Raw genomic sequence first — 13,741 nt, forward strand, 5'->3', positions numbered from 1 at the left:
ATGGCGCAAACCCAAGACACGCAGTCGCAGGGGCCATTGCGCGGTGTGCGCATTCTGGATTTGGCCACCGTGGTGGCCGCCCCCATGGCTGGGACTTTGTGCGCTGACATGGGTGCAGAGGTGATCAAAGTCGAGCTGCCCCGGGGGGGCGACGCTTTGCGCTCGCTGGCACCGGTTTGGCAAGGCCATGAACTGTTTTGGAAAGTCACCAACCGCGGTAAGAAAGGCATCACCCTAGATGTGCGTCAAGCGGATGGCCGAGCCCTTTTTTTGAGCATGTTGCCGCAGTTCGACGTGCTGATTGAAAACTTCCGCACCGGCACGCTCGATGCATGGGGTTTGGACATTCAGACACTGCACCAACACCACCCGAATTTGATTGTCTTGCGTTTGACCGGCTTTGGCCAAACCGGGCCCTATGCCAAGCGCCCGGGCTTTGCCCGTGTTTTTGAAGCCATGAGCGGCTTCACCCATTTGACCGGGGAAACCGATGGGCCGCCCCAGCACATGAACTATCCCTTGGGGGACGCCATTGCGGGCCTTTTTGGGGCCTTTTCCATCTCCACGGCGTTGGCAGAAAAGGCCAGAACGCCGCCCGAGCAGTACCGCGGATCTGAAATCGATTTGGCTGCCACCGAAGCTTTGTTCCGCCTGCTCGATCCACTGGCCGCAGAGATGCAGTTCATGGATGTGGTGCGGCAACGCAACGGGTCACGGGCGACCTACACCGCGCCCTCCAATGTCTACCAATCGGCCGATGGCCATTGGATCACCATTGTGGGGACAGGCAACCCCATTTTCGAGCGCATCTGCAAGGCCATGGACCGACTGGACTTGCTGACCGACCCACGCTTTGCCAACAACCTGGAGCGAACCCGCCACTTGGTCGCGCTGGACAAAGAGGTGGCCGATTGGTGCCGCCAGCATTCCATGGCCTATGTCATGCAGCGTTTGGACGAGCAAGATGCGCCTTACGGACGCATCAACTCGATTGCCCAAGCGGCTGAAGATCCGCATTTTCAGAGTCGCCAGGCCTTGATCGATTTGCCCGATGATGCCTTGGGCAGCGTCAAGGCCCCTTGCATCGTGCCACGGTTTGTGGGGCGTGAGCTTCCTGTTCCGCACACCGGTCCCGGCCGAGGCGAGCACAACGCTGAGTTTTATTCAGCGCTGGGGCTCACCGAGGCAGACTTGCAGCGTTTGCGGGACAGTCAAAGCATTTGAAGCCTGTGCTCAGCCCTGCGCGCCCAGAAGGTAATCCACCTTGCCGACTTCGACGCCGTTGTGGCGCAGGATGGTGTAGGCCGTGGTGATGTGGAAATACATATTGGGCAGCATCCAACCGGTGAGGTAGTCCTGACCTTTGAGGGTGCGTGTTTTGCCCGGCCCTGCGGGGAAGGTGATCTCTTTGTCCTCGGTGCCATCCAGCGCAGCGGCAGGCACGGTGGCGATGTAAGCCAAGGTTTTCTGGATGCGTTCTTGCAGTTGGGCGAGCGTGGTTTCGGTGTCGTCGAATTTGGGCGCTTCCACACCAGAGAGGCGGGCCACGCCGTTTTTCACCGCATCGCAGGCGATCAGGATCTGGCGCGTGAAGGGCAGCATGTCGGGCGCCAGGCGGTAGGTGGTCAGTGCCGCAGGGTCGATTTTTTTGGCCTCGACGAATTGCTCGGCTTTGCTCAGGATGTGGCTCAGATTGCTCAGCATGCGGGTGCACACAGGCAAGCTGGCGCTGGACATGGAAATGGTCATGCAAGTCTCCGGTGGTGAAAGGTTCTGGCCAAGGATTGGCCCGTTATCGGGATTCTGGGGCGAGTTGGCTGCGCTCTTTTTGGTATTGGTCGTAGCGCGGCAAGCCCGTGCCAGGCGGCACAGACGTGCCCACCGCCTTGGCCCTTTCTTGAGCGCGAATTTCATCGTAAACGGCTTGGCTGGACGTCAGGCCACAGCCCGACAAAACGCTCAGGAGTGACAAGGCCATCAGGGCTTTGTGGATCATGGACATGTTTTGAAAAGCCTTGTCGTGGCTAAAGCCACCGACCTACAACAACTAGAGAGGTCGGTCGGAAGCATCAGTGACGACATGGGGATGCCGATGGTCAACCGATTTCAGCAATCAGCTCGATCTCGACGCAAGCGCCCAGCGGGATCTGGGCCACGCCAAAGGCGCTGCGGGCGTGTGCGCCGACTTGGGGGCCAAAGACTTGGCCCAGCAGTTCGCTGCAGCCGTTGGTCACCAGGTGCTGCTCGGTGAAGTCGCCGGTCGAGTTGACCAGGCTCATCACTTTGACGATGCGCTTGATCTTGTTCAGGTCGCCCACGGCGGCGTGCAGCGTGCCCATCAGGTCAATCGCCACGGCACGGGCCGCTTGCTGGCCTTCGGCGGTGCTGGTGTCTTTGCCCAATTGGCCGGCCCAGACTTTGCCGTCTTTCTTGGCGATGTGGCCGGACAGGTAAACCAGATTTCCGCTTTGCACAAAAGGCACATAGGCCGCAGCGGGCACAGCCACGGGGGGCAGTTCGATGTGGAGGGATTTCAGGGTGTCGTAAACGCTCATGGCAGGGGTCGTTCCAAGGGAAAAAAGAATGCGTTCAGCAGGGGCTGAACAACCGAAAAACAAGTCAGATTGTCGCCGAAGGGCCGAGGGTTCATTCGCCCACTGGCGCCACCGTCACGGCCACTTCCAGGGTGTGGGCGCCGCCGCCTTGCAGCACGCCGCGCAGCGGCGACACATCGGCAAAGTCGCGGCCCACGGCCAGGCGCACATAGTCCAGGCCCGGGCTGGCCAGGCCGCAGCGGTTGTTGGTGGGGTCCAGGTCCAGCCAGCCTTGGCTGGCGTGGCTGGCCAGTTCGGGCAGATACACCGAGGCCCAAGCGTGCGAGGCATCGCTGCCCACCAGGCGCGGCTGGCCTGGGGGTGGTTGCGTGAGCAAATAACCGCTCACGTAGCGTGCGGGCAAACCCAGCGATCGCAAGCAGGCCAGCAAGATGTGCGCAAAGTCCTGGCAAACGCCGCGACGGCTTTCCAGCGCTTCGATCGCTGGGGTGTTGATGTCGGTGCTTTGCGAGGCATAGGTGAAGTCGCGGTGCATGCGCGCCGTGAGCTCTATGGCCGCTTGCATCAAGGGGCGGCCGGGGCTGAAGCTGCTTTGGGCATAGGCCAAAAAAGCTTCGTGCACGGGGGCGTGGTGCGAGCCGAACACAAAGCCGTTGTTCACATCGGCGGGGTGGCCGCCCCGGTAGCGGAAATGTTCGCGCACCGACTCCCAGCTTTGCGACGAAGTGGCGGGTGCGATGGTCGAGGTTTGGAGTTCGCTGTAGGCACGCACCCGCAAGCCGTCGTGCGGGTTGTTCAGCGCCCAGTAGGCGCGGTGGTTGCAAAAGGCATCGATGTTGTGCTGCACCGTGGCAGCGGGCTCCACATCCAGTTGGTGCTGCAGCACGGTTTGGCAGGGCGTGTTGGCCGGTTGCAGGTGGGCCACATGCTGCGCGGTTTGCACTGCGGGGCTGTAGCTGTAACGGGTTTCGTGGGTGATGGCCAGGTGCATGGGGTCTCAAGCGCCAAAGCTGAAGCGGGCGTCGCCACTGTGGGTGAAAAACAGACCGCACAACTGGTCTGACACATGCCGTGCCGAGCTTTGGCATTCGGCCAGGGCCGCGTGCAAGGGCAGGGGGTGTTCGGCGCTGGCCAAGATGGCGTCGGCCGTGCAGTCCAGTGGCCACAGGGCTTCGGGCGTGAGGTCCACCAAACGCGGCACCACCGCGGCCAGGGGCACGGTGGCCCCATCGGCCAAGTTGCCCATGCGCAGCAAGCGCGAGCGCAAGGTGTGCGCCACCCAGCCCAAGGCGCGGGGGTTGTCTGGGTTGGTCACCAGCAGGTCCATCAGCGCTTGCGGGGTGCGGCTTTGCTGGTACTGCGCATGGAAGCTGATGGTGCTGTCAAACAGGTCCAGCACCGCGTCAAAGCCGGCCTGCTCGCCGATCAGGCCGCCTTGCACGGCGGTGCTCAGGGCGCTCGATAAAAATTCCAGTCGCTCGATGTGGCGGCCAATCGACAACAGGCGCCAGCCATCGTCGCGTGTCATGCGGTCGGTTTGTGCGCCGGTCAGGGCCGCCAGCATCTGGCTGGTCTCGGCCAACAGGGCTTGGACTTCCACCGTGTCCTGCGAGTTGTCGCTGGCCACCGAATTGAAAAAGCGCGATTCGGCCTGCTCCAGCAAACGCCAGTGCTCGGGCGACAAACGCTCGCGCACCGACGAGGCGGCCAAACGCACCGAGCGCAAATTGAACCCCACGCTGGTGGCCAGTTTGTTGTCCCACAGGCCTGCAATGAGCGATCGCTCGAACACGCGGTGGGCTTGCGCTGCGGCAGGCACGCCCGGGCGCACCAGGCCGTGGCGTGTGGCCATGGCGGTGATGAAGTTCAAGAGCTGCGGCTGGTTCTGGTTTTCGCTGTTCAAAATCTCCAGGCTCAGGCGCACCAAGCGCAGCGTGTTTTCGGTGCGCTCGGTGTAGCGACCCATCCAGAACAGGTTTTCGGCGGCGCGGCTGGTGACCAGGCGCTGGCGCTGGGCCAGCACGCTGGCCGAGGGTTGGGTCGATTCGGCTTTGGGCACGCTGATGGGGGCATTGGCTGGCGAGGTGACTGGCGAAGCGGTGGTCTCGGTCGCTTTGGCTTGCACCCACACATCGGCACTGCTGCCGCCGCGTTGCATGGAGGCAATGCCCGCGCGGGTGCCCAGCCGGGCCAGACCGCCGGGCAGCACTTGCCAGCCGCCTTGGGCATCGGCCACGGCAAACACGCGCAGCACCACCGGGCGCGATTCGATCGCGGGCTGGCCATCGGCCTGCACCTGCCATGTGGGCTGGTGCGACAGCGGCAACCAGGACTGCAAGGTGTAGGCATCGGGGTCGCGCAGGATGCGCCCAGCCCATTCGTCTTGCTCGCGGCGGCTCAGTTGGTGGCCCAGCACCGGCTCAAAGCTGTGGCGGTCGGTGTGGTAGGGGTAAGTGGGTTTGATCACACAACCCTGGATGCGCGGCAGCACGTCTTGCAGGGCCGCCGCTTCGCCACACCACCAGCTGGGAATGGCGGGCAGCTGCAGCTCTTCCCCCAATAAATCTCGCGCCAGCGCAGGCATGAAGCCCAGCAGCGCGTTCGACTCCAAAAAGCCCGAGCCCGGCGTGTTGGCCACCAACACATGGCCGCTGCGCACCGCTTGCAACAGACCGGGCACACCCAGGGTGGAGTCGGCGCGCAGCTCCAGCGGGTCCAGCCAGTCGTCGTCCACACGGCGCAAAAGGCCGTGCACCGGTTGCAGGCCCTGCAGGGTTTTGAGGTAAAGCTTTTCGTCGCGCACCGTCAGGTCGTTGCCCTGCACCAGGCTCAGGCCCAGGTAGCGGGCCAGGTAGGCGTGCTCAAAATAGGTTTCGTTGTAAGGACCAGGCGTGAGCAGCGCGATGTGGGCCGAGGCGCCAGCCGGGCTGCGGGCCTTGAGCCCATCGATCAGGGTGCGGTAGGTCTCGGCCAGGCGCTGCACCGGAAAGCCTTCAAACGCTTTGGGGAACTGGCGCGAGACGATGAGGCGGTTTTCAAGCAAATAACCCAGGCCCGATGGCGCTTGCGTGCGCTGCGACAAGAGCCACCAGCAGCCGTCTGGCCCACGGGCCAAGTCAAACGCGGCCAGCGACAGGTAGCGGCCACCCACGGGCGGCACGCCGTGCATGGCGGGCAGGTAAGCGGGGTGACCTTGTATGAGTGCGGCCGGTAAATGGCCGTCGAGCACCAGTTTTTGGGGGCCGTAGGCATCGGCCATGATGCGTTCGAGCAATTGCATGCGCTGCAAAACACCGGCTTCGATCTGCTGCCAGTTGGCCTTTGGCACCATGAGCGGGAAGAGGTCGAGCGACCAAGGGCGCTGCGGCTGGTCGGCCGCGGCATAGACGTTGTAGGTGATGCCGTTGTCGCGCACTTGCCGCTGCAAGTTGCCCATGCGCAGCCCCAATCCGTCCAGGCCCTCGCTGCCCAGGTGCTGGATGAAGGTCTGCCAGGCTTCGCTCATCTGCGCCGGGTCTTGGGGCGATGGCGCCGCCGTGTTGGCCAATCCTCGCAGCTCGTCCCAATGGCCCGCGGGCGCCGCCAGAGCCTGGTGCGCCAACCAATTCATGGCTTGCGCATCCAAGTTTTCAGAGCGGTTTTCGCGGGAATCATTCATGCAGCCATTGTCGCTCAGGCTTTGCGCAAATCCAGGGTGTACGGGAACTCTGGGCTGGCGTGCAGGGTCACGTTGGGGCCGAGAGCCGCCAGTTGCTTCATGGCGCCGGGCGTGTGGCCCATGCGGAAGAAGCGCGACAAGCGGCGGCTTTCGGCCTCGTAGGCGTTGACCGGGAAGGTGTCGTAATTGCGGCCACCGGGGTGGACCACGTGGTACTGACAGCCGCCCAGCGAGCGCTTCATCCAGGTGTCCACCAGGTCCACCGTCAAAGGCGCATGCACACCGATGCTCGGGTGCAAGGACGACGGCGGGTTCCAGGCTTTGTAGCGGACGCTGGCCACGTACTCGCCCACCACGCCGGTGGGCTGCAAGGGCAGGGGCTTGCCGTTGACGGTGAGCATGTGGCGCGAAGGGTTGATGCCGGTCACGTGCACTTCGATGCGCTCGAGCGACGAGTCCACATAGCGGGCGGTGCCGCCTGCGCCGTTTTCTTCGCCCATCACGTGCCAAGGCTCCAGCGCATTGCGCAGGGTCACCACCGCGCCGTCGACTTTGACTTGGCCGACCAGCGGAAAGCGGAACTCGAAATGTGGCGCGAACCAGCTCGGGTCAAAGTGAAAGCCCGCATCGCCCAGCTCGGTGAGCACGTCGTCAAAGTCCTTGTGGATCCAGTGCGGCAGCATGAAGCGGTCGTGCAGCTCGGTGCCCCAGCGGGTCACGGGGGCTGCATAAGGCGCGTCCCAGAAGCGGGCCACCAGGGCGCGCAGCAGCAACTGCTGCACGATGCTCATGCGGGCGTGCGGCGGCATCTCAAATGCGCGCAGCTCCAAGAGGCCCAGACGCCCGGTGCTGCTGTCGGGTGAGTACATCTTGTCGATGCAAAACTCGCTGCGGTGCGTGTTGCCGGTGACGTCGATCAGGATGTTGCGCAGGGTGCGGTCCACGATCCAGGGCGGCATGTCGGCGCCGTACTTCTGGCGGTTGCGCATGATCTCGCGCAGCGCAATTTCCAGCTCATAGACCTGGTCGTTGCGGGCCTCGTCCACGCGCGGAGCCTGGCTGGTGGGGCCGATGAACATACCGGAAAACAAGTAGCTCAAAGACGGGTGGTTGTGCCAATACAGGATCAAGCTGGCCAGCAGTTCGGGGCGGCGCAAGAAGGGGCTGTCGGCGGGCGTGGCGCCCCCCATCACCATGTGGTTGCCGCCGCCGGTGCCGGTGTGGCGGCCATCGGTCATGAATTTTTCGGCGGACAGGCGCGTCTCAAAGGCCGCTTGGTACAAAAACTCGGTGTGGTCGACCAGCTCGGCCCAGTTGTGGGCCGGGTGGATGTTGACCTCGATCACGCCGGGGTCGGGCGTGACCTGCAGCAGTTTCAGGCGCGGATCGCGTGGTGGCGGGTAGCCTTCCATCACCACCCTCATGCCCAGCTTCAAGGCGGTGGCTTCCACCGCGCTCACCAGGGCCAGGTAGTCCTCCAGACGCGCCAGCGGCGGCATGAAGACATACAAGACGCCAGACTTCTCACCTTTTTTCAGGGCATCGGCCTCGACCTTGGGGCCGTTGGCGCGGTTCGGGTCGCGCACTTCCACGCACAAAGCGGTGCGCACCACCGACGGGTCCGACTCAAAGCGCTTGGCCGCTTGCGCAGGCACAGCCTGGCTGCTGTGTCGGGTTTGCAGTGTGATGGGCGCGGCAGGCAGGGCGGTGCGGGCCGTGAGGTGCGGTGAAAAAGGGTCCTGCTCGATCATGTGCAAGCGGTCGGTGGGGGCAGACCATGGCAGGGAGTCCAGCGGCAAGCGCCAGCCCATGGGCGAGTCGCCTGGCATGAGGTACATGCGCTCTTCACGCAAGAACCAGCGGCCCGTCTCCCACGAGGAGATGGCCGGGTTGCCGGTGTCCAAAGGTTGCAGGGGCAAGACATAGCCCACCTCTTGTTCCAAACCTTGGCTGAAGACGCGGCGCAGGCGGTTGCGCTCCATCTCATCGTCCAGGCGTGCATCGAACGGGTCCACGTTGACGGGCAGACGGCGTTCGCGCCAGAGGTAGTACCAAGCGTCTTCGTGGCCGGGCAGTACGGTTTGGCTGCCCAAGCCCAGCTGCTCGGTCAGGCCCAGCATGAAGCGTTTGGCATCGGCGCTGGTGTAGTGGCTGGGCTCGCGCTCGTCGGCAAAGGCCGCGGGGTTGTGCCAGCAGGGCTTGCCGTCTGCCCGCCAATAGATGCTCAGCGCCCAGCGCGGCAGCTGCTCGCCGGGGTACCACTTGCCTTGGCCGAAATGCAAAAAGCCGCCTTGGCCGTATTGCTGGCGCAGCTTGTGCACCAGCTCGGTGGCCAGGCCCCGTTTGGTCGGGCCCAAGGCGTCGGTGTTCCATTCGGCGGCATCTCGGTCTTGGGTGGCCACAAAGGTGGGCTCGCCGCCCATGGTCAGGCGCACGTCTTGGGCCAGCAGTTGGGCATCCACCTTGTCGCCCAGGCTCAACACATCGGCCCATTGTTCTTCGGTGTAAGGCTTGGTCACGCGGGGCGATTCGTGGATGCGGGTCACCTTCATTTCGTGGCTGAACTCGACCTCGGCCTTGTCCATCAGGCCTTCGATTGGGGCGGCCGCCGAGGGCTGCGGTGTGCAGGCCAGCGGAATGTGGCCTTCACCGGCTAGCAGACCCGAGGTCGGGTCCAGTCCCACCCAGCCTGCGCCGGGCAGGTAGACCTCGCACCAGGCGTGCAGGTCGGTGAAGTCGACCTCGGTGCCGCTGGGCCCATCGAGCGATTTCACATCGGGGGCCAGCTGGATCAAATAGCCCGACACAAAACGGGCCGCGATGTTCATGTGGCGAAACAGCTGCACCAAAAGCCAAGCCGAGTCGCGGCAGGAGCCGCTTTTCAGGGTCAGCGTTTCCTCGGGCGCTTGCACGCCCGGCTCCATGCGGATGGTGTAGCGGATGTCTTGGTGCAGGCGCTGGTTGATCTGCACCAGGAAATCGATCGTGCGCTGGCGCTTGCGGTCCAGGCTGCACAGGTATTTCTTGAACTTTGGGGTCTTGTTTTCTTTGACCAGGTAAGACTGCAGCTCTTCCTTGACCACATCGGTGTACTTGAAGGGCACTTCCTCGGCCGAGGGCTCCAAAAAGAAGTCGAAGGGGTTGAACACGGCCATTTCGGTGACCACGTCCACCGTGACCTTGAATTGGGTGGTTTTCTGGGGAAAGACCAAGCGTGCCTGGTAATTGGCAAACGCATCTTGCTGCCAGTTGATGAAATGTTCTTCGGGCTCGACTTTCAGGCTGTAGCTCAGGATGCGGCTGCGGCTGTGGGGGGCAGGGCGCAGGCGGATGACTTGGGGGCCCAGCTGAACAGGACGGTCGTAGGTGTAGTGGGTGACGTGGTGCAGGGCAACGTGTATCGACATATTTCTAACAGCGCAACAGGGGCTGCACGCATGACAAGTGCAGCTTGGGCTTTTTAAACTAGCAAGACACGCGCCAGGCCAGACGCTGGCGCCCCACAACAGCCATTCAGGGAGGCTGAAGATGCACAACTTGCGCTGGGCCCGGGGCTTATCGCCTGTGTTGCTGGCCTGGTGCGCTGGGGTGGCGGTGCAGTTGCAGCAAGTGGCGCTGTGGTCTGCGTCCAGTTATGCGGTCACGTTTGCCGCCACCTTTGCGGCCCTGGCTGGGCTGGCGCTGCGGGGGCGTGGGCATTCACGGCGCTTTGGCGCATGGCGGCCAATGGCTGTGTGTGGCGCGGTTGGCGTGTTGGCTTTTGCCGTCACCGCAGGCCATGCGCTACTCAAGGTGCAGGCCATCGATCCCGCTCTGGAGGGCCAAGACCTGGTCTTGGTGGGCGTGGTGCAGGCCATGCCGCAGCGCCAAGACATCGGCTGGCGCTTTCGCTTTGAGGTGGAAACGGCCCACCGGGTGCAAGGCGGTCAAGCGGTGCGTGTGCCCCGCCACGTCTATTTGGGCTGGTATGGCCAAGACGGCGTGAGCGACAGCGGCTGGAACCTGTCGGCCCTGCCCGAGCCGGTGCAAGCCGGTGAGCGCTGGCGCTTACGCGCACGCCTGAAGGCCCCGCACGGCAACATGAATCCACGCGGCTTTGACTACGAACTGTGGCTGTGGGAGCAGGGCCTGGGCGCCACAGGCACCGTGCGCACAGGCGCAGCCCACCCACCGCCAGAGCGCCTGGCACAAACCTGGGCGCACCCGGTGGAGTGGTGGCGGCAAAGCGTGCGCGATCGCTTGCAAAACCGCCTGGCGCCTGAGCATGCCAGCGTGGCGGGCATCGTGGTGGCGCTGGTCACGGGCGATCAAGCGGCGATTGACCGCAGCCATTGGGACGTGTTTCGTGCCACCGGCGTGGCGCACCTGATGAGCATTTCGGGCCTGCACGTGACCATGTTCGCATGGCTGGCTGCCGTGGCTATGGCTGGGTGTTGGCGGCAGTCGGCGCGGTGGGGGTTCAAGGGTGCATTGCGCTGGCCTGCGCCGCAGGTGGGGGCCGTGGCGGGGCTGGGTTTGGCGGTTTTGTATGCGGTGTTCAGCGGCTGGGGCGTGCCCGCGCAGCGCACCGTGTGGATGCTGGGCGTGGTGACGCTTTTGCGCCTGTCGGCCAGGCAATGGGCGGCGGGTCAGGTGTGCCTGTTGGCTGCAGCCGTGGTGTTGGCGCTGGACCCTTGGGCGCTGTTGCAGCCCGGTTTTTGGCTCAGTTTTGTGGCGGTGGCGGTGCTGCTGTGGACCGATCAACGCAGCGCAGTTGTGCACCGCTTGGGTGCCAAAGAAGGTGCGCCGTGGTGCCCCGCATGGGTGCGTTCATGGGTTGGGCGGCTGTGGGGATTGTTGCGCGAGCAATCGGTGGTCACGCTGGCGCTGGCGCCATTGTGTTTGCTGTTTTTTGGGCAGGTGTCGCTGGTGGGTTTGCTGGCCAATCTGGTGGCCATTCCGTGGGTGAGTTTTGTGGTCACGCCGCTGGCCATGTTGGGCGTGCTGTGGCCGGGTCTGGCCGTGTGGGCCGCATGGGCGCTCGAGCCCTTGACCGCCTTGCTGGTGTGGCTGGCCGCTTGGCCCGCAGCCAGTGTGCAACTGGCATTGCCGCCTGGGGGCTTTGCCCTGCTGGCGCTGGTGGCGGCGCTCTTGTGGGTGTCGGCCTGGCCCCGATCCTGGAAGCTCGCCAGCCTGACTTTGCTGTGGCCCGCACTGTTTTGGACGGCGCCTCGTCCCGCATTGGGAACTTATGAATTGCTCATCACCGATGTGGGGCAAGGTAACGCTGTTTTGGTGCGCACGGCCAAGCACAGCTTGCTCTACGACGCGGGGCCGCGTTATTCTGCCGAGAGCGACGCGGGGCATCGGGTGCTGGTGCCTTTGCTGTCGCAGACCGCCGAAAAGCTCGATGTGCTCATGCTCAGCCACCGCGACAGCGACCACACCGGTGGTGCCGCGGCGGTGCTGGCCATGCAGCCGCAGGCTGGGCTCATGTCCTCGTTGGAGGCTTCGCATCCTTTGTGGGGCATGGCCCGTACGATGCAACTTTGCCAGCGTGGCCAGCGCTGGGCATGGGACGGTGTTCAGTTTGAGGTGCTGCACCCGACAGCCGGGGCGCTTGATGGGGCAGAGCCTCTGGCCAAACCCAATGCTTTGAGCTGTGTGCTGCGCATCAGCGACGGGGCGCGCTCGGTGCTGCTGGCCGGCGACATCGAAGCGCCGCAGGAGCGGGCGCTGGTGGCCGCTGGTCTGGACCCGGTGGACCTGCTCTTGGTGCCGCACCACGGCAGCAAGACCTCGTCCACACCCGAATTTTTGGCGGCTTTGCAGCCGCGGCTGGCGCTGGTGCAAGCGGGTTACCGCAACCGCTTTGGGCATCCTGCGCCTGCGGTGGTGGCGCGGTATCAGGCCTTGCACATCCGTTTGATCGACAGCCCCCACTGCGGCGCAGCCACTTGGCGCAGCGATGCGCCCGAGCAGGTCGTTTGCGAGCGCGAACGTTCCCGCCGCTATTGGCACCACGCACCGCCTTGACGCGGGTCAAGTGCGATTGGTATGCATCTTGCTATCCTTTGCTCAGGAGTAATGAGCTATGCGCCAATTTGACGAGATGTACAGCCGCTTGCCTGCTGCGGGCGATGCGGGCGAGGTGAGAAAACACTACGAGGCTTATGCCCGTTGGTTGCAGGCGCAAGACCCCCAGACCATGGCCGCTCGCCGCGAAGAAGCCGAGATGATCTTTCGCCGCGTGGGCATCACCTTTGCGGTCTATGGTGACAAAGACGAAGACGGCTCGGGCACCGAGCGTTTGATCCCTTTTGATCTGATCCCCCGCGTGATCGCCGCCCAAGAGTGGAAGAGCATGGAAGCCGGTTTGGTGCAGCGCGTCACGGCGCTCAACCGCTTCATCCACGACGTTTACCACGACCAAGACATCCTCAAAGCGGGCGTCATCCCGCGCGAGCAGATCGAAAACAACGCCCAGTTCCGCCCCGAAATGGTGGGCGTGGATGTGCCCAACAACATCTATTCACACATCAGCGGCATCGACATCGTGCGCGCCCCCGACAGTTCGGGCAATGGCGAGTACTACGTGCTCGAAGACAACCTGCGCGTGCCCAGTGGCGTGAGCTACATGCTGGAAGACCGCAAGATGATGATGCGGCTGTTCCCCGAGTTGTTCAGCCAGCACCGCGTGGCCCCGGTGGCGCACTATCCCGACTTGCTGCTGGAGACCCTGCGTGCCAGCAGCCCCGCCACCACGGCCGAGCCCACGGTGGTGGTGCTCACGCCCGGCATGTACAACAGCGCTTATTTTGAGCACGCCTTTTTGGCGCAGCAGATGGGCGTGGAGCTGGTCGAAGGGCAAGACCTGTTTGTCAAAGACAAGTTCGTTTACATGCGCACCACACGCGGCCCCAAGCGGGTGGACGTGATCTACCGCCGGGTGGACGATGACTTTTTGGACCCCAACGTGTTCCGCCCCAGCTCGACCCTGGGCTGCGCTGGCCTGATGGAAGCTTACAAAGCGGGCCATGTGGCGATCTGCAACGCGGTGGGTACCGGCGTGGCCGACGACAAATCGATCTACCCCTATGTGCCCGACATGATCAAGTTCTATCTGGGCGAAGAACCGATCTTGAAGAACGTGCCCACTTATCAGTGCCGCAAACCCGACGACCTGCAGTACACCTTGGCCAACCTGAAAGACTTGGTGGTCAAGGAGGTGCACGGCGCAGGCGGCTACGGCATGTTGGTCGGCCCGGCCTCCACCAAAGAAGAAATCGAGCGCTTCCGTGGCGCCCTGTTGGCCAACCCCGAGGGCTACATCGCGCAGCCCACCTTGAGTCTGTCGAGTTGCCCCACCTTTGTGGACAGTGGCGTCGCGCCACGGCACATCGACCTGCGGCCCTTTGTGCTGTCTGGCCGCACGGTGCAGATGGTGCCCGGTGGCCTCACGCGCGTCGCGCTCAAAGAAGGCTCTTTGGTGGTGAACTCGTCACAAGGCGGCGGCACCAAAGACACCTGGATATTGCAGGACTGAAAA

Annotated in this window: 9 protein-coding genes; 3 read left to right on the forward strand and 6 right to left on the reverse strand. The window is 63.7% G+C overall.

Annotation, left to right across the window (positions count from 1 at the left end):
- Complete coding sequence (locus QLQ16_RS01510; protein WP_283222915.1) at nt 1-1,224, forward strand: CaiB/BaiF CoA transferase family protein; 1,224 nt, start codon at nt 1-3, stop codon at nt 1,222-1,224.
- Between the two features lie 9 nt (nt 1,225-1,233).
- Here QLQ16_RS01510 and QLQ16_RS01515 read toward each other — a convergent pair whose 3' ends face one another.
- From QLQ16_RS01515 to QLQ16_RS01540, 6 genes are all read right to left on the reverse strand, one after another.
- The gene (locus QLQ16_RS01515; protein ID WP_283222916.1) at nt 1,234-1,749 is read right to left on the reverse strand and encodes a DUF1993 domain-containing protein; all 516 of its coding nucleotides are present in this window, start codon (nt 1,747-1,749) and stop codon (nt 1,234-1,236) included.
- 43 nt (nt 1,750-1,792) lie between these two features.
- Complete coding sequence (locus QLQ16_RS01520) at nt 1,793-1,996, reverse strand: hypothetical protein (protein WP_283222917.1); 204 nt, start codon at nt 1,994-1,996, stop codon at nt 1,793-1,795.
- 100 nt (nt 1,997-2,096) lie between these two features.
- Nucleotides 2,097-2,555 carry a RidA family protein gene (locus QLQ16_RS01525; RefSeq protein ID WP_283222918.1) on the reverse strand — a complete coding sequence of 153 codons (459 nt, stop codon included), beginning with the start codon at nt 2,553-2,555 and terminating at the stop codon, nt 2,097-2,099.
- A gap of 91 nt (nt 2,556-2,646) precedes the next feature.
- Entirely contained in the window at nt 2,647-3,546 is a 900-nt protein-coding gene (locus tag QLQ16_RS01530; protein ID WP_283222919.1) for a transglutaminase family protein, read from the reverse strand.
- Between the two features lie 6 nt (nt 3,547-3,552).
- Nucleotides 3,553-6,213 carry a circularly permuted type 2 ATP-grasp protein gene (locus QLQ16_RS01535; RefSeq protein WP_283222920.1) on the reverse strand — a complete coding sequence of 887 codons (2,661 nt, stop codon included), beginning with the start codon at nt 6,211-6,213 and terminating at the stop codon, nt 3,553-3,555.
- Nucleotides 6,214-6,227: 14 nt separating this feature from the next.
- Nucleotides 6,228-9,620, reverse strand: a complete 3,393-nt coding sequence (locus QLQ16_RS01540) for a transglutaminase family protein (RefSeq protein ID WP_283222921.1) — start codon at nt 9,618-9,620, stop codon at nt 6,228-6,230.
- Nucleotides 9,621-9,741: 121 nt separating this feature from the next.
- Here QLQ16_RS01540 and QLQ16_RS01545 point away from each other — a divergent pair, with 121 nt between their 5' ends.
- Together QLQ16_RS01545 and QLQ16_RS01550 are read left to right on the forward strand one after the other, a co-directional pair.
- Nucleotides 9,742-12,228, forward strand: coding sequence for a DNA internalization-related competence protein ComEC/Rec2 (locus tag QLQ16_RS01545; protein WP_283222922.1), 2,487 nt, complete (start codon nt 9,742-9,744; stop codon nt 12,226-12,228).
- Nucleotides 12,229-12,286: 58 nt separating this feature from the next.
- The gene (locus QLQ16_RS01550) at nt 12,287-13,738 is read left to right on the forward strand and encodes a circularly permuted type 2 ATP-grasp protein (protein WP_283222923.1); all 1,452 of its coding nucleotides are present in this window, start codon (nt 12,287-12,289) and stop codon (nt 13,736-13,738) included.
- The last annotated feature ends 3 nt before the right edge of the window (nt 13,739-13,741 follow it).

This window comes from Limnohabitans lacus, assembly GCF_030053395.1.
Taxonomy (GTDB): Bacteria; Pseudomonadota; Gammaproteobacteria; order Burkholderiales; family Burkholderiaceae_C; genus Limnohabitans_A; species Limnohabitans_A lacus.

Bases quoted from the DNA above. Each gene is read 5' to 3' on its own strand.
- QLQ16_RS01510 (WP_283222915.1), top strand. From the start codon at position 1: ATGGCGCAAACCCAAGACACGCAGTCGCAGGGGCCATTGCGCGGTGTG.
- QLQ16_RS01515 (WP_283222916.1), bottom strand. From the start codon at position 1,749: ATGACCATTTCCATGTCCAGCGCCAGCTTGCCTGTGTGCACCCGCATG.
- QLQ16_RS01520 (WP_283222917.1), bottom strand. From the start codon at position 1,996: ATGATCCACAAAGCCCTGATGGCCTTGTCACTCCTGAGCGTTTTGTCG.
- QLQ16_RS01525 (WP_283222918.1), bottom strand. From the start codon at position 2,555: ATGAGCGTTTACGACACCCTGAAATCCCTCCACATCGAACTGCCCCCC.
- QLQ16_RS01530 (WP_283222919.1), bottom strand. From the start codon at position 3,546: ATGCACCTGGCCATCACCCACGAAACCCGTTACAGCTACAGCCCCGCA.
- QLQ16_RS01535 (WP_283222920.1), bottom strand. From the start codon at position 6,213: ATGAATGATTCCCGCGAAAACCGCTCTGAAAACTTGGATGCGCAAGCC.
- QLQ16_RS01540 (WP_283222921.1), bottom strand. From the start codon at position 9,620: ATGTCGATACACGTTGCCCTGCACCACGTCACCCACTACACCTACGAC.
- QLQ16_RS01545 (WP_283222922.1), top strand. From the start codon at position 9,742: ATGCACAACTTGCGCTGGGCCCGGGGCTTATCGCCTGTGTTGCTGGCC.
- QLQ16_RS01550 (WP_283222923.1), top strand. From the start codon at position 12,287: ATGCGCCAATTTGACGAGATGTACAGCCGCTTGCCTGCTGCGGGCGAT.